11 protein-coding genes are annotated in these 15,635 nt (G+C 65.6%); 7 read left to right on the forward strand and 4 right to left on the reverse strand.

Annotation, left to right across the window (positions count from 1 at the left end; genetic code table 11):
* Positions 1-35 precede the first annotated feature (35 nt).
* Positions 36-1,985, forward strand: coding sequence for a CocE/NonD family hydrolase (locus LK539_RS07080; RefSeq protein WP_267877668.1), 1,950 nt, complete (start codon positions 36-38; stop codon positions 1,983-1,985).
* Positions 1,986-1,989: 4 nt separating this feature from the next.
* Here the strand turns inward: LK539_RS07080 and LK539_RS07085 are convergent, their stop codons facing one another.
* Positions 1,990-2,742, reverse strand: a complete 753-nt coding sequence (locus LK539_RS07085) for a sulfite exporter TauE/SafE family protein (RefSeq protein WP_227800204.1) — start codon at positions 2,740-2,742, stop codon at positions 1,990-1,992.
* A 4-nt stretch (positions 2,743-2,746) separates the two neighbouring features.
* Positions 2,747-3,205: a rhodanese-like domain-containing protein gene (locus tag LK539_RS07090; RefSeq protein WP_227800205.1), complete on the reverse strand. Its 459-nt coding sequence runs from the start codon at positions 3,203-3,205 to the stop codon at positions 2,747-2,749.
* 294 nt (positions 3,206-3,499) lie between these two features.
* Between LK539_RS07090 and glnA the strand changes: the two genes are divergently transcribed.
* The 5 genes from glnA to corA all read left to right on the forward strand — a co-directional run bounded on the left by glnA (position 3,500) and on the right by corA (position 9,314).
* Positions 3,500-4,915 carry a type I glutamate--ammonia ligase gene (gene glnA / locus LK539_RS07095; RefSeq protein ID WP_227800206.1) on the forward strand — a complete coding sequence of 472 codons (1,416 nt, stop codon included), beginning with the start codon at positions 3,500-3,502 and terminating at the stop codon, positions 4,913-4,915.
* Positions 4,916-5,110: 195 nt separating this feature from the next.
* The gene (locus LK539_RS07100) at positions 5,111-5,599 is read left to right on the forward strand and encodes a DUF4124 domain-containing protein (RefSeq protein ID WP_227800207.1); all 489 of its coding nucleotides are present in this window, start codon (positions 5,111-5,113) and stop codon (positions 5,597-5,599) included.
* Positions 5,596-6,669: a nitrogen regulation protein NR(II) gene (gene glnL, locus LK539_RS07105; protein ID WP_227800208.1), complete on the forward strand. Its 1,074-nt coding sequence runs from the start codon at positions 5,596-5,598 to the stop codon at positions 6,667-6,669. The genes LK539_RS07100 and glnL overlap by 4 nt, the downstream gene beginning before the upstream one ends.
* Before the next feature lie 62 nt (positions 6,670-6,731).
* Positions 6,732-8,198, forward strand: coding sequence for a nitrogen regulation protein NR(I) (gene ntrC / locus LK539_RS07110; RefSeq protein WP_227800209.1), 1,467 nt, complete (start codon positions 6,732-6,734; stop codon positions 8,196-8,198).
* Between the two features lie 147 nt (positions 8,199-8,345).
* Positions 8,346-9,314, forward strand: a complete 969-nt coding sequence (gene corA, locus LK539_RS07115; protein ID WP_227800210.1) for a magnesium/cobalt transporter CorA — start codon at positions 8,346-8,348, stop codon at positions 9,312-9,314.
* Between the two features lie 123 nt (positions 9,315-9,437).
* Here the strand turns inward: corA and LK539_RS07120 are convergent, their stop codons facing one another.
* Together LK539_RS07120 and LK539_RS07125 are read right to left on the reverse strand one after the other, a co-directional pair.
* Positions 9,438-10,235: an EamA family transporter gene (locus LK539_RS07120; protein WP_227800563.1), complete on the reverse strand. Its 798-nt coding sequence runs from the start codon at positions 10,233-10,235 to the stop codon at positions 9,438-9,440.
* A gap of 53 nt (positions 10,236-10,288) precedes the next feature.
* Positions 10,289-11,905 carry an NAD(P)/FAD-dependent oxidoreductase gene (locus LK539_RS07125; protein ID WP_227800211.1) on the reverse strand — a complete coding sequence of 539 codons (1,617 nt, stop codon included), beginning with the start codon at positions 11,903-11,905 and terminating at the stop codon, positions 10,289-10,291.
* A 774-nt stretch (positions 11,906-12,679) separates the two neighbouring features.
* Here LK539_RS07125 and LK539_RS07130 point away from each other — a divergent pair.
* Positions 12,680-15,595: a TonB-dependent receptor gene (locus tag LK539_RS07130; protein ID WP_227800212.1), complete on the forward strand. Its 2,916-nt coding sequence runs from the start codon at positions 12,680-12,682 to the stop codon at positions 15,593-15,595.
* Positions 15,596-15,635: the final 40 nt, after the last annotated feature.

Below are 15,635 nucleotides of genomic sequence, written 5' to 3' on the forward strand. Positions count from 1 at the left end.
CACTGGCGCTCTTTGTTCGCCATCCGAAGGAAGTCATGATCCGCCGTCCGTTCTCCGCCCTCGCGCTGGGCGTGCTGCTGGCCTGCAGCGCCGGCGCGCAGGCCAGCGCCAACGCCCACGCCGACGCCCCCGCCCAGAAGCGCAATCCGCGCGAAGCCTATACCAAGTACGAATACCGCATCCCGATGCGCGACGGCGTCAGGCTGTTCACCACGGTGTACGTGCCAAAGGACGGCGCCAAAACCTACCCCTTCCTGGTGCAGCGCACGCCCTACAGCGCCGGCGTGTTCGCCGATGGCGAGCGGCGCTACGGCGTGGACTGGTTCCCCGAGGCGCTCAGCCCCTCGCGCGAACTGGAAGACTCGGGCTACATCTTCGTGACCCAGGACGTACGCGGCCGCTACATGTCGGAAGGCAGCTGGCAGGAGATGACCCCGCACGCCAAGGCCAAGCGCGCCAAAGGGGAGGGCCAGGAAAGCGAGGACATGCACGACACCGTGGAATGGCTGCTCAAGCACATCCCGAACAACAACGGCCGCGTCGGCATCTGGGGCATCAGCTACCCGGGCTTCTACACGGCCGCCAGCATCATCGACTCGCACCCGGCGATCAAGGCCGCTTCGCCGCAGGCGCCGATCGCCGACCTGTACATGGGCGACGACTCTTACCACGGCGGCGCCTTCATGCTGTCGGCGAACTTCGACTTTTACTCGTCCTTCCTGCCGCAGCAGAATCCGACCGTGGGCAACAAGGAGCGCTCGCGCTTCGAGTACTGGGAAGCGGATGCCTACGACTTCTTCCTGAAGCGCCTGACGATGTCGAACATCCTGGCCAGCCTCAGTGAAGAGCAGCGCACCCTCCTGGTGCCGACCATCGAGCACGACACCTATGATGCGTTCTGGCGCTCGCGCGCGATCACGCCGCACATGAAGAACGTGAAAGCGGCGGTGCTGACGGTGGGTGGCTGGTTCGACGCCGAAGACCCGGCCGGCCCGTTCGCGATCTACAAGGCGGTCGGCAAATACAACCCGGCCACGCCGAATTCGCTCGTGATCGGTCCCTGGGTGCATGGCGGCTGGGCCAGGAGCGACGGCGCGCGCCTGGGTCACGTGAGTTTCGATGCGAAGACGAGCGAGTACTTCCGCCGCGAGATCCAGTTCCCCTTCTTCGAGCAGCACCTGAAAGGCGTGAAGCCGGCCCGTGCGCTGCCGAACGTGAACGCCTTCGAGACCGGCACCAATGTGTGGCGCAGCTACGCGGCCTGGCCGCCGGCGCCGGCCAGGGCGCGCACGCTGTACTTCGGCCCGAACGGCAGCCTGGGCTGGCAGCAGCCGGCCGCAAGCGGCGCCGGGTATGACGAATACGTGGCCGATCCGCGCAAGCCCGTGCCCTTCATCGGCTACCCGGCCACTGGGGTGCCGCGCGAGTACATGGTCTCGGACCAGCGCTTCGCCGCCACCCGTCCCGACGTGCTGGTCTACCAGAGCGAGGTGCTGGAAGAAGACGTGACGGTGGTGGGCTCCGTCGTGCCGAAACTGTTCGTGTCGACCACCGGCACCGACGCCGACTGGGTGGTCAAGCTGATCGACGTGTATCCGAGCGAATACCCGACGCCTGCGGCCCAGCGCTCCGGCAACGATGTCGGCCCGCCGAGCGTGAACCTGGGCGGCTTCCAGCAGCTGGTGCGCGGCAATCCGCTGCGCGGCAAGTTCCGGAACAGCTTCGAGAAACCCGAACCCTTCACCCCGGGCAAGCAGGAAGCGCTTTCCTTCGATATCGGCGAAGTGAACCACACCTTCCGCCGCGGCCACCGCATCATGGTGCAGGTGCAGAGCTCGTGGTTCCCGCTGGTCGACCTCAATCCCCAGACCTTCACCCACATCCCGAAGGCGACACCGGAAGACTTCCGCAAGGCGACCCAGCGCGTCTACCGCGCGCCCGGCGCGGCTTCCGGGCTGCAACTGATGGTGATGCCGGCGCAGTGATGGCTCAGCGCGGCGACAGCAACATCGTCGCCGCGGTCCCCAGCAGGACCAGGCAGAACAGCAGCCGCAGGCGCGCCGGCGCAAACCGGTGCGCCAGCTTCACCCCCAGCGAGACGGTCGCGATGCCGCCCAGCGCCAGCGGCACGCCGGTAGCCCAGTCGACGTGGCCGCCCTGCGCATAGCCGAACAGCGCAACGAGAGAACTTGGCACCACCAGCGCCAGCGCCATGCCCTGGGCGCGGGTCTGCTGCATGCCGAACAGGCTGACCAGGGCCGGCACGATCACCAGGCCGCCGCCGATCGTGAACACGCCCGACATCAGGCCGCAGGCGATGCCGAGCAGGGGCAGGGCAGCGCGCGGCATCGCCTGCGCTTTCTCGGGCGCGGCCGGCACATGCCTGCTCAGGAAGCCGAAATACAGGGCCAGCGCCACCAGGAACAGGGCGAACGCGACATGCAGGGTGCGCGGATCGAGGCCGGTTGCGAAGCGGGCCGCGAACCAGGTGGCGACCATGGAAAACAGGGCCATCGAGGCCACCGCGCGCAGGTCGACGGGATGCTTCTGGTGGTAGCGGTAAAAGCCGATCAGGACGTTCGGGGCGATCATCACCAGCGCCGTCCCTTGCGCCAGCTGCTGGTCCATGCCGTACAGCAGACCCAGCACGGGAATCGCGATCAGCCCGCCGCCGATGCCCAGCAGGCCGCCCACCAGGCCGAGCAGGGCCCCCAGGCCGAGGTTCAGTAATACATCCAGCAAACGATCAAGCGCCTATCCACGGCAGGCCGGCCTTGCACCAGCCGCCGATGGTCTTGCGATGGCCTTCTGCGTCGCGGTCGCCCTCGAAGCCTTCCAGGATGTCGTAGGACTCGGCAAAGCCGTGCTCGGTGGCCACGCGCGCGCTGTGGCGCGAGCGCACGCCCGAGCGGCACAGGAACAGCAGCACCTCGTCCTTGCGCGCCAGTTGCTCCAGTTGCGCACCGAATGCGGGATTCGGCGCACCGCCGGGGTAGGTGGCCCACTGCACCGCAACGTGCTGGGCTTCGGGAATCGCCACGCGGCCGACCCAGTCGCGCTCGGCATTGGTGCGCACATCGACCAGTTTCACGCGCGGATCGCTCTGCAGGAGCGCGAAGGCTTCCTCAGGCGTGACGGCGCCGGCATAGGGCTGGCCGGCGGCGCGCTCACGGGCCTGGGCGAGGATGGAGTCAAGAGTGGTCATGGTCTGGGTCCGCGGAAATAAGCAAAAGAAAAAGCATTGCACCAACTTGGTTCGGTGTATCCTGCGCTGCAATGGTGCATGGGCACCATTTCCGCACTGTTTTGGTGCGTATGCACAGCGGTGCACAGGGATGGTGACAAGCGATTTTAGGCTGGAATACGAGCGGATTCCAACGAAGCATTGCGCATTTACTCATAACGCCGCGTTGGCACGCTTCATGCTTTAAAGTACGGCAAGTTGTCGCGCCGTGAGGCTCTTCCGGTACGACACCCCCTTTTCAATCAGGAGATACGAATGGCAAAGACGGCTGCAGACGTAATTCAACTCATCAAAGACAACGAAGTGAAATTCGTTGACCTGCGCTTCGCCGACACCCGCGGCAAGGAGCAGCACGTGACCGTCCCCGTGTCGCACTTCGACGAAGACAAGTTCGAGTCGGGCCACGCCTTCGACGGTTCGTCGATCGCCGGCTGGAAGGGCATCGAAGCCTCCGACATGCTGCTGCTGCCGGACCCGAGCACCGCCAACCTCGACCCCTTCATGGAAGAGACCACGCTGTTCATGCAGTGCGACGTGATCGAACCGTCGGACGGCAAGGGCTACGACCGCGACCCGCGCTCGATCGCCAAGCGCGCCGAAGCCTACCTGAAGTCGACCGGCATCGGCGACACCGCCTTCTTCGGCCCGGAACCGGAATTCTTCATCTTCGACTCGGTCCGCTGGAAGATCGACATGTCGGGTTGCTTCGTCAAGATCGACTCCGATGAGGCTTCGTGGTCGACCGACAAGGAAATCGAAGGCGGCAACAGCGGCCACCGTCCGACCGTCAAGGGCGGCTACTTCCCGGTCCCGCCGGTCGACAGCTTCCAGGACATGCGCTCGGAAATGTGCCTGATCCTCGAATCGATGGGCATCCCGGTCGAAGTGCACCACCACGAAGTGGCCGGCGCCGGCCAGAACGAAATCGGCACCAAGTTCTCGACCCTGGTCGAGCGCGCCGACTGGACCCAGAACATGAAGTACGTGATCTGGAACGTGGCCCACAGCTACGGCAAGACCGCGACCTTCATGCCGAAGCCGATGAACGGCGATAACGGCTCGGGCATGCACGTGCACCAGTCGATCTGGAAGGACGGCAAGAACCTGTTCGCCGGCGACGGCTATGCCGGCCTGTCGGAAAACGCGCTGTTCTACATCGGTGGCATCATCAAGCACGCACGCGCGCTGAACGCGATCACCAACCCGGGCACCAACTCGTACAAGCGCCTGGTGCCGGGCTACGAAGCCCCGGTCAAGCTGGCCTACTCGGCCCGTAACCGCTCGGCCTCGATCCGCATCCCGCACGTGGCAAACCCGAAGGGCCGCCGCATCGAGACCCGCTTCCCGGACCCGCTGGCCAACGTCTACCTGTGCTTCGCCGCGCTGCTGATGGCGGGCCTGGACGGCATCCAGAACAAGATCCACCCGGGCGAAGCCGCGACCAAGGACCTGTACCACCTGCCGCCGGAAGAAGACAAGCTGATCCCGACGGTGTGCTCCTCGCTCGAAGAGGCGCTGGACGCCCTGAACAATGACCGCGAGTTCCTGACCCGCGGCGGTGTGTTCAGCGACAGCATGATCGACGCCTACATCGAGCTGAAGATGCAGGAAGTGCAGCGCATGCGCATGACCCCGCACCCGGCCGAATTCGACATGTACTACTCGTCGTAATCAGAAACTCAACAGAACCGTTGCGCGCGTGCGTCAAGCGGCGTAAGGGTCTGTAACAAAGGCGGGGAAAGCGAAGGCTTTCCCCGCCTTTTTTCATGCTTGCTGTACACTCGGCCCGTTCTACAATACGTGCACGTTTATTGTGCAGACCGATTTCTGATGCGAAAGACACTTAGCCTCTTCCGAGCCTTGACGATGGTGCTTGCCGGTCTGGCGCTCCACAACAGCGCACAGGCCCAGGGCGCCGTCTACAAATGTGTGGACGACCAGGGCCGCGTCGAATTCACCGACAGCGCCCGCAAGGGATGCAAGGCCCTCGACCTGCCGGGCTATGCGCCGCCGGCGCCCCCGCGCGCCTCGGCGCCGATCCCGGCCGTGCGCCCCATGAGCCCGCAGCAGGCCGCCAGCGCCGCCGCCACGCCGGCCAGCTTTCCACGCGTGGACGGCGCCCAGCAGCGCGCACGCGACGACGACCGCCGCGAAATCCTGAACGACGAACTGCGGATCGAGCAGAAGAAACTGCTTGAGCTGCGCCGCGACTTCAACAACGGCGAGCCCGAGCGCCAGGGCAACGAGCGCAACTACGCCAAGTACCAGGAGCGCGTCGCCTCGATGCGCGACGAGATCGGCCGCACCGAGCGCAACATCGAAGCGCTGCAGCGCGAGATCAGCAACATCCGATGAATCCAGGCGCGCCTTCGTCCCGCTACGCAGGCCTGGACCTGCTGGCCTCGAGCGTGCTGCTGCTCGGGCCCGCGGGCGAAGTGCGCTACGCGAACCCGGCCGCCGAGAACCTGCTCGAACTCTCGCTCAAGTCGCTGCAGCGCGCGCCGCTGCCCGAGCTGTTCGCCAACGGCCAGGAGCTGGCGGCGCTGTGCGCCCAGGCCCTGGCCCACCAGTACGCCGACCTGCGCCAGGACCTCAGCCTGCAGCGCAGCGGACGCGAGCCGCTGCACGTCATCACCAGTGTCAGCGCGCTGGGGGAGGGCGAGCTCCTGCTCGAGATGCGCGAGAACGTCCAGCAGCTCAAGCTCGACCGCGAAGAGCGCATCCTCGACCAGAGCCAGGCGAACAAGGAACTGATCCGCAACCTGGCCCACGAGATCAAGAACCCGCTGGGCGGCATCCGCGGCGCGGCCCAGCTGCTCGAACTCGAGCTGCCGCCGCAGCATCCGGCCGACCTGAAGGAATACACCCAGGTGATCATCAAGGAGGCCGACCGCCTCCAGACCCTGGTCGACCGCCTGCTGGCGCCGCACCGCAAGCCGCACATCGTGGGCGACGTCAACATCCACGAAGTGTGCGAGCGCGTGCGCAGCCTGATCCTGGCCGAATTCCCCGCGGGCCTCAGCATCCGGCGCGACTACGACGCCTCGATTCCCGAGTTCAGGGGCGACATGGAGCAGCTGATCCAGGTGGTGCTGAACATCGCCCACAACGCCGCCCAGGCCCTGAAAGGGCGCATCGCGGCCGGCGACGCCGAGATCGTGCTGCGCACCCGGGTGGCGCGCCAGGTCACCCTGGCGAAGGTCCGCTACGGGCTGGCATTAGATTTGCATATCATCGACAATGGACCGGGCATCGCACCCGAGATCCGCGACCGCATCTTCTATCCGCTCGTGTCCGGGCGCGAAGGCGGCAGCGGCCTCGGGTTGACGCTGGCGCAGACCTTCGTGCAGCAGCACCTGGGTGTGATCGAGTGCGAAAGCCGGCCTGGACTGACGGATTTCCGGATCCTGCTCCCCCTGCCATAAGCGGGTGAGGCGGCGTCCGCCGTGAGTCCCCGAACCATCCATATTGCGGGAACCACGAATACATGAAACCAATCTGGATTGTCGACGACGACGCATCGATCCGCTGGGTGCTGGAAAAGGCGCTGGCGCGCGAAAGCCTGGAGACCCGCAGCTTCGCCAACGCGCAAGACGCGCTGGCCGCTTTCGAGCACGACACCCCGCAGGTGCTGGTGTCGGACATCCGCATGCCAGGCGAATCCGGCATCGAACTGCTGCAGGCGGTCAAGGCGCGCCATCCCGGCCTGCCGGTCATCATCATCACCGCGTTTTCCGACCTCGATTCGGCGGTCGCCTCGTTCCAGGGCGGCGCCTTCGATTACCTGGCCAAGCCCTTCGACATCGACAAGGCCGTCGCCCTGATCCGGCGCGCGCTGGAAGAAAGCCTGCGCGAAGCCAGCGTCGAAGCGGCGCCCGCGGAGACGCCCGAAATCCTGGGCCACGCGCCGGCGATGCAGGAAGTGTTCCGGGCGATCGGCCGCCTGTCGCAGTCCAACGTGACGGTCCTGATCACCGGCGAGAGCGGCACCGGCAAGGAGCTGGTGGCGCGCGCCCTGCACAAGCACAGCCCGCGCGCCGCGCAGCCTTTCATTGCGCTCAACACCGCGGCGATCCCGAAGGACCTGCTGGAATCGGAACTGTTCGGCCACGAGCGCGGCGCCTTCACCGGCGCCCAGGCGATGCGGCGCGGCCGCTTCGAGCAGGCCGAGAACGGCACCCTGTTCCTCGACGAGATCGGCGACATGCCATTCGATCTGCAAACCCGGCTGCTGCGCGTGCTGTCGGACGGCCACTTCTACCGCGTCGGCGGGCACCAGCCGGTCAAGGCCAATGTGCGCGTGATCGCCGCCACCCACCAGAACCTGGAACAGCGCGTGCGCGATGGCCTGTTTCGCGAAGACCTCTACCACCGCCTGAACGTGATCCGCCTGCGCCTGCCTTCCCTGCGCGAACGCAGCGACGACATTCCGATCCTGGCGCGCCACTTCCTGGTGCAGAGTGCACGCCAATTGGGCGTCGAACCGAAGCGCCTGTCCGAACCGGCGATGCGTTTCTTGGCTGGCCTGGAGTTGCCGGGTAACGTGCGCCAGCTCGAAAACCTGTGCAACTGGATCACCGTGATGGCGCCCGGCCAGACGGTCGAGGTGAAGGACCTGCCGCGCGACCTGACCCAGGGCTCGCCACCGCCGTCGACGCTGCAGGATCCGGGCCTGGCCGGCGCGCCTGCTCCCGTATCCGGGGCGGCCCCGGCGCCGGCCGCACCCGACGGCTGGATCGCGCTGCTCGAACTGCAGGCCGCCGGCATGCTCGGCGCCGGCCAGATGGACGTGATGGACACGCTCGGGCGCCAGTTCGAATCGGCCCTGATCAAGACCGCGCTCAAGCACACCCACGGACGCAAGAACGACGCCGCGATCCGGCTGGGGATCGGCCGCAACACCATCACGCGCAAGATCGTCGAGCTTGGGATAGATGGCGCACGGGACGAGTAGCGCGCCCGACAATTCCCCCGATGGCTGCGTTGCATCGTCTCGCCGTACTGGCGTACTGTCTTCGACGGTGCGCCTTGCCCTCGGGGTTTTGTCGGGCGCGCTTAGCAATGGTGTAAGCTGACGCATCATGCGTTTACACCACCGTCCATGCTGATCAACTGTGTCGCCTACCAGGAAGGCAAGAAGCTGTCGGACATCCCCGTCGCCGACATCAGCGAATACCTGAAACTGCCCGAGACCTTCGTCTGGGTCGCCCTGCGCGACCCGGACGCGGCCGAAATCGCCACCATGCAGGAAGAATTCAACCTGCACGAACTGGCCGTCGAAGACGCCGCGCGCGGCCACCAGCGCCCCAAGATGGAGGAGTACGGCGACTGCGTCTTCATGACCCTGCACATCGTCGAACTCAATGGCGACGAGATGAGCGCCGGCGAGCTGGCCATCTTCGCCGGGCCGAATTACGTACTCTCGGTGCGGCGCGACGCCAACCGCGGCTTCCTGGGCGTGCGCGCCCGCGCCGAGCGCGAACCGCACCAGCTGCGCAAGGGCTCCGGCTTCGTGCTGTATGCGCTGGTCGACGCCGTGGTCGACCGCTACTTTCCAGTGGTGGACATGCTCGAATCCGAGCTGGAATCCATCGAGGACCACATCTTCGGCCAGACGGGCGGGCAGCGCGGCAACATCGAGCGCCTGTACGCCCTCAAGCGCAAGTCGCAGGTATTGCGCCACGCGGTGGTGCCGCTGATGGACGCGATCGGACGCCTGCACGGCGGCCGCGTGCCGGAAGTGGTGGTCGAGACCCAGGACTACCTGCGCGACGTGCACGACCACCTGCTGCGCATCCTCGGGCGCCTGGATACCGTGCGCGACACCATCAACACCGCCATCCAGGTGACCCTGTCGATGGTGGCGATCGAAGAGAACGACATCAGCAAGAAGCTGGCTTCGTACGCGGCGATCTTCGCCGTGTTCACGGCCTTTGCGGGGATCTGGGGCATGAACTTCGAGTTCATGCCCGAGCTGAAGTGGAAGTACGGCTACCCGATGGCCTTGTGCGTGATGGCCGGCGTGTGCTTCTACCTGTACCGGCGCTTCAAGAAGGCGGGCTGGCTGTAGGGTGGGCGGGGGAATGTAGTCCAGTGGACTACATTCCCGCCCACGCGTTCGACCAGCGGCGAGATCATCGCATCGTGTGAAGCATCCGATAACGATACCGCGTGGGCGGGAGACCCGCCCACCCTACTTGCGAGCGGTGGCGGCAGCACCGCCGCAGGCCAGGATGACGAGCAGGATCGCCAGCCACTGCATGCCGGTGAGGCGCTCGCCCAGCACGATGTAGCCGGCCAGCGCCGCAAAGGCCGGTCCGGCGCTGACCAGGATGCCGAACACGCGCCGCGGCAGGCGCGCCAGCGCCGCCATCTCGAGCGAATAGGGCAGGGCGCTGGAGAGTACCGCTACCGCCAGTCCGCCCGCCAGCACGGCGGGCAGCAGCAGCGCGCCCCCGGCCTGCAGCGCCCCGACCGGCACCGCGAACAGGGCCGCCGCCAGCATGCCCCAGGCCACCGCGTGGCCGCCATCCATGGTCGAGACACGCTTGCCGAACACGATGTACATCGCCCAGCAGAAGGCCGCGCCGAGCGCGTAGGCCACCCCGAGCGGATCGAGCGGTGGAACACCTTCGTGTACCGGCGCCAGCAGCCACAGGCCGAGGCCCGCCAGCAGCACCCAGCCGAAGTCGCGCGCGCGGCGCGAGGACAGTACCACCACGCCCAGCGGGCCGACCACCTCGATCGCGACCGCGATGCCGATCGGGATGCGCGCGAACGCGGCGTAGATCAACAGGTTCATGCAGCCCAGCATCAGGCCGTAGACCAGCAGGTTGAGGGCGTCGCGCCGCTGCGGGAGCGTGCGCCAGGGGCGCACGATGGCCAGCATGATGGCCGCGGCCAGCCCCACCCGCACCGCGGTCACGCCGGCGGCGCCGACCAGCGGGAACAGTCCCTTGGCCCAGGCGGCGCCAAGATTCACCGACACCATCGAGGCCAGGATCGCCAGGCCAGGGCCGAGCGTCGGACCGGCGGCGGGCGTTTTCACGCGGTCAGCGACAGGGCCACTGCTTCCGCCACGCGGATGCCGTCCACCGCCGCCGACATGATGCCGCCGGCGTAGCCCGCGCCTTCGCCGGCCGGGAACAGGCCGCGCGTATTCAGGCTTTGCAGGTCGCCGTCGTTGCGCTTGATGCGGATCGGCGAGGAGGTACGGGTTTCGACGCCGGTCAGCACCGCGTCTTCCTTGTAGTAGCCCTTGATCTGCTTGTCAAAAGCGACGAAGGCTTCGCGCATCGCGAGAATGGCGTAGTCCGGCAGCGAAGGCGCCAGGTCGGTCAGGTGCACCGCCGGCTTGAAGGACGGGACCACCGAACCGAACTCCTTCGAGGCCACGCCGCGCACGAAGTCGCCCATCAGCTGGCCCGGCGCATCGTAGTTGGACCCGCCCAGCACATAGGCGCGCGACTCCAGCTCGCGCTGGAAGGCGATGCCGGCCAGCGGATGCCCCGGGTAGTCCTCGGGGGTGATGCCGACCACGATGGCGCTGTTGGCATTGCGCTCGGCGCGCGAGTACTGGCTCATGCCGTTGGTGACCACGCGCCCTTCTTCGCTCGACGCCGCCACCACGGTGCCGCCCGGGCACATGCAGAAGCTGTACACGGAGCGGCCGTTGGAGGCGTGGTGCACGATCTTGTAGTCGGCCGCGCCCAGCAACGCGTTGCCGGCGTTCGGGCCGAAGCGGCACACGTCGATCAGCGACTGCGGGTGCTCGACCCGGAAGCCGATCGAGAACGGCTTGGCTTCGATGTAGACGCCGCGCTCGTACAGCAGCTCGAAGGTGTCGCGCGCGCTGTGGCCGATCGCCATCACCAGGTGGCGGGTCGGGATCTCTTCGCCGTTCGACAGGCGCACGCCCTGGACCTGGCGCACCCCGTTCTCTTCGCTCACATAGATGTCGTCGACGCGGGTCTCGAAGCGGATCTCGCCGCCCAGCTCGATGATCTCGGCGCGGATCTGTTCCACCATCTTCACCAGGCGGAAGGTACCGATGTGCGGCTTGCTGACATACAGGATCTCTTCCGGCGCGCCGGCCTTGACGAACTCGGTCAGCACCTTGCGGCCGTAGTGCTTCGGGTCCTTGATCTGGCTGTACAGCTTGCCGTCCGAGAAGGTGCCGGCGCCGCCTTCGCCGAACTGCACGTTCGATTCGGTGTTGAGCTTGCGCTTGCGCCAGAAGCCGAAGGTGTCGACGGTGCGCTCGCGCACGATCTTGCCGCGTTCCAGCACCAGCGGGTTCAGGCCCATCTGGGCCAGGATCAGGGCCACGAACATGCCGCAGGGCCCCATGCCGACCACGACCGGGCGCGGCATGCCGGGCGCCGGTTTGCTGGTGGTGACGAACCTGTAGCTGGTGTCGGGAGAGGGGCCGACGTACTGGTCTTTTGCCAGGCGCGCCAGCACCGCGGCTTCGTTGCGCACCTCGGCGTCGATCTGGTAGATCAGTACGATGGCGGACTTCTTGCGCGCGTCATAGCTGCGCTTGAAGACGCTGAAGTCGATCAGGTCCTTGTCGGCGATGCCGAGCTTGGCCAGGATGGCTTCGCGCAGGGCGGGTTCCGGATGGTTGAGGGGGAGTTTGAGTTCGCTGATTCGGATCATGGTTGTGGTTGCTGGCAATGCAACAAGAGGGACGAGGCAAAGCCGCTATTTTACTGGAGACAAGGCTGGAATGCCCATCGCGAGCTCGGCCTGGGAGGATGGCGGACTGGGCAGCTTGTGGCCTGGAGCTGTCGTCTGCTACGTGGTGAGTACGCGCTTACACACGCACTCTTGGGTGCCTGCGGACTGCCATTCTTTCGCGGTCTGCCTTTGGTCAGAGAGGGCAAAATATGTATGTCAAGACAACGTTGTGTCGGTGCAACGCAAAATGCCTTGCTGGCTAGTCCGCGCGTTGCACCATAGTGGAGCATAAAGGCTTCATTCCAAGGCTTGCCGGGCACATGCAGACGTGGGCGCTGCAATACGCCTAACTACCGTGATCATGCGGTTTACTGACGCTAGATGCATGTATTTACTGTTGAGCGCAGACTGACTCTCGAGTCAGTTTTGCATTGCACCATTCTGGGGCGTTCAATAAATTCCTCAAATAAATGTGTTGTATTTAACTCCATGCTCCAAGTGTGTTCAATTGACACTTTTCCACGCGCTATGGTCTTATCTGTGCGTTCAAATAACATTTTCTTTTAAACAGCTGTTGTTTGAATGTGTATGAAATGAAGCAGTAAAACCTCCAAGCCCCCGGCCGGCATGTGCTGCGGCAGGGTGCGCGCAGTTTGCGCTCGGTTTGCAGGAGACGGCCGTACGGCGGGTCGATCATCCGCAGTGCGGTGGCAATAAAAACCACTCGAGAAAAGCCCAGAAGGAGAAGTATTCATGACGTTTAAATTGAAGTCGCTGCCGTTCGCGGTCGCATGCGCGGTCGCCAGCGGCGCACTGGTCGGTAGCGTACCGGCTTTCGCCCAGACCACCGAGCCTGCCGGCGCCTCGGCCCCGCAACGCGTGGTCGTGACCGGCTCGCTGATCAGCCGCGCCAACACGGAGACCCCGACCCCGGTGCAGGTGCTGACCGCCGCCGATATCCAGAAAAGCGGCAAGACCTCCGTTGCTGAACTGCTGACCGACCTGGCCGCCAACGGCGCAGGTACCCTGGGCACCGGCTTCGCCGGCGCATTCGCCAACGGCGCATCGGGCATTTCGCTGCGCGGCCTGACCGTGGGCGCGACCCTGGTCCTGATCGACGGCCACCGCATGACCGGCTACCCGCTGTCGGACGACGCCCAGCGCCAGTTCGTCGACGTGTCCTCGATCCCGTTCGACGCCATCGAAACCATCGAAGTCCTAAAGTCCGGCGCCTCGTCGCTGTACGGTTCGGACGCGATCGCCGGCGTGATCAACATCAAGCTGAAGAAGAGCCTGACCGGCACCCGCCTGACCGCCGAATACGGCGACACCCAGCACGGCGGCGGCAAGACCAAGCGCGCCTCGATCAGCTCGGGCATCGGCGATATCGACCAGGACGGCTACAACGCCTTCTTCACCGCCGAGATCCGCAAGCAGGACTACATCAAGGTCGCCGACCGCGACAGCTTCAATTACGCGAACCGCGACTGGCGTTCGCGCGGCGGCAACAACATCACCCTGGGTGCGCCGGTCGCCGGCACCACCGCCGCCGGTGCGCCGCGCAGCATCAACTCCTTCCTGACCGCGGCCAACTCGCCTTTCCTGTACAACCCGTCGGGCGCGGGCGGCGTGAACAACGCGGCCAACTTCGTGTTCCTGGATCCGTCGAAGTGTAACTACACCGCCTACATGGCGAACCAGTGCACCGTGCGCGATACCTTCGGCTTCATCCAGCCGGAAACCGAGAACGTCAACCTCCTGGTCGGCATGACCAAGAAGCTGAACGACAACTGGGAACTGGCGCTGAAGGGCTCGATCTTCCAGCGTGAAAGCACCAACAACCGAGGCGCGACCCCACAGGTCTACAACCCGCTGAGCTTCCCGGGCGTCACCACCCTGAACAACGGTGTGCTGGTCACCCGCGTCAACGCGATCAACGACACCACCTTCGCCCCAGGCGCACGCGTCGGCGCGAACGTCACCAACCCGTTCGCGAACAATGCCCGCCTGTACGGCTTCATCCCGGACATCGATCCGAACCTGACCACCAACAACAAGTCGACCACCAGCCGCATCTCGGCCGACCTGACCGGTAGCGCCATGGGCTGGGACATCCAGGCCGGCGCCGGTATGACCAAAGTCAAGGTCGATGCCGTCTACAGTGGCTACATCAACCGCCGCAACCTGTATAACGCGATCAACAACGGTTCCTGGAACGTTCTGGGCGGTAACTCGCCGGAGCTGATCGCCGCCGTCTCGCCGGTGTTTAACAACACTCTGGAATCGACCCTGAACTACGTCGACCTGGTCGGTTCGCGCGAAATCCTGCCGTCGTTCGGCGCAGGCCCGCTGGCCTTCGCAGCCGGCTATCACTGGCACAAGCGTGAGCAGAACGCCCCGGCATCGTCGCTGACCGCGATCGGCGCCGTGGCCAACACCTCGGCCTTCACCATCGGCGACGAGACCAACCAGGCGGTCTTCGCCGAGCTGCGCGCAACCCCGATCAAGGCCGTCGAGGTCAGCCTGTCGAGCCGTTACGACCACTACGATACCTACGGCAATTCGTTCACCCCGGCAGCCAACTTCAAGTGGCAGCCAGTGTCGAACTTCGCCATCCGCGGTACCTTCGCACGCGGCTTCCGCGCGCCGAACCCGGCCGAAGTGGGTAACGCAGGTTCGTTCTTCACCTTCAACTCGATCAACGACCCGATCCTGTGCGCCAACGGCAACCAGAACACCGCCGGCAACGTCCCGACCGCCTGCGGCTTCTCGCCGCCGTACGTCCAGACCACCAACCCGGACCTGCAGCCTGAGAAGTCGAAGTCCTACACCCTGGGCCTGGTCTACGAGCCGATGCGTGGCCTGAACATGACCTTGGACTACTACAAGATCAAGATCAACAACCTGGTGGTGACCCAGGCAGGTAACGACCCGAGCTTCGTCCCGACCTGGGTCCGTGGTCCGGCACTGCCGGTCGACGTCGCTACCGGCGTCGGCGACGGCCGCGTGGTCGCCACCCCGTCGGTCGGCCCGATCCTGTACGGCCTGTCGCCGTACATCAACGCGGGCGCAGTCCAGACCCACGGCATCGAAGCGGACGTGCGTTACCGCTGGCGCCTGGCCAACGACATGGGCACCCTGTCGGCCGCCCTGTCGGCAGCGCACACCTTCGGCTACGAAAGCATCATCGGCGACCAGACCATCCAGCTGGCAGGCACCCAGGGCCCGTCGTCGGTCGGCGGCGCAACCGGTAACCCGAAAGACCGTGCACAGTTCACCCTCGGCTACAACCGTGGCCCGCTGGACGTGACCGCCACCGTGAACTACACGAGCGGCTTCTCGACCATCGACCCGGCACTGGGCGTGAACGACTGCACCGCGACCGCAGCCGAAGTCGGCGGCCGTAACTACTTCCAGGGTGTGCCGGGGGGGCAGCCGGCCTTCTACTGCAACGTGCCTTCGTTCACCGTCACGAACCTGAACGTGCAGTACAAGCTGTCGCAGAACCTGACCCTGCGCGGCGCGATCCTGAACCTGTTCGATCGTGAAGCACCGATCGACGTCGGTACCTACGGTAACGCCGGCGCCGGCACCTCGTACAACGCCTCGCTGCACCAGCCGGGCGCGGTCGGCCGCTTCTTCAGCCTGGGCCTGAACTACACGTTCTAAGCCTTGCACAGGACGGCGGCAGCGATGCCGCTGTCCCGCA

Origin of the sequence: Massilia sp. IC2-476 (assembly GCF_020707295.1) — a bacterium.
In the GTDB taxonomy this organism is placed as follows: Bacteria; Pseudomonadota; Gammaproteobacteria; order Burkholderiales; family Burkholderiaceae_D; genus Telluria.

Bases quoted from the DNA above. Each gene is read 5' to 3' on its own strand.
- LK539_RS07080 (WP_267877668.1), top strand. From the start codon at position 36: ATGATCCGCCGTCCGTTCTCCGCCCTCGCGCTGGGCGTGCTGCTGGCC.
- LK539_RS07090 (WP_227800205.1), bottom strand. From the start codon at position 3,205: ATGACCACTCTTGACTCCATCCTCGCCCAGGCCCGTGAGCGCGCCGCC.
- glnA (WP_227800206.1), top strand. From the start codon at position 3,500: ATGGCAAAGACGGCTGCAGACGTAATTCAACTCATCAAAGACAACGAA.
- LK539_RS07100 (WP_227800207.1), top strand. From the start codon at position 5,111: ATGGTGCTTGCCGGTCTGGCGCTCCACAACAGCGCACAGGCCCAGGGC.
- glnL (WP_227800208.1), top strand. From the start codon at position 5,596: ATGAATCCAGGCGCGCCTTCGTCCCGCTACGCAGGCCTGGACCTGCTG.
- ntrC (WP_227800209.1), top strand. From the start codon at position 6,732: ATGAAACCAATCTGGATTGTCGACGACGACGCATCGATCCGCTGGGTG.
- corA (WP_227800210.1), top strand. From the start codon at position 8,346: ATGCTGATCAACTGTGTCGCCTACCAGGAAGGCAAGAAGCTGTCGGAC.
- LK539_RS07120 (WP_227800563.1), bottom strand. From the start codon at position 10,235: ATGGTGTCGGTGAATCTTGGCGCCGCCTGGGCCAAGGGACTGTTCCCG.
- LK539_RS07125 (WP_227800211.1), bottom strand. From the start codon at position 11,905: ATGATCCGAATCAGCGAACTCAAACTCCCCCTCAACCATCCGGAACCC.
- LK539_RS07130 (WP_227800212.1), top strand. From the start codon at position 12,680: ATGACGTTTAAATTGAAGTCGCTGCCGTTCGCGGTCGCATGCGCGGTC.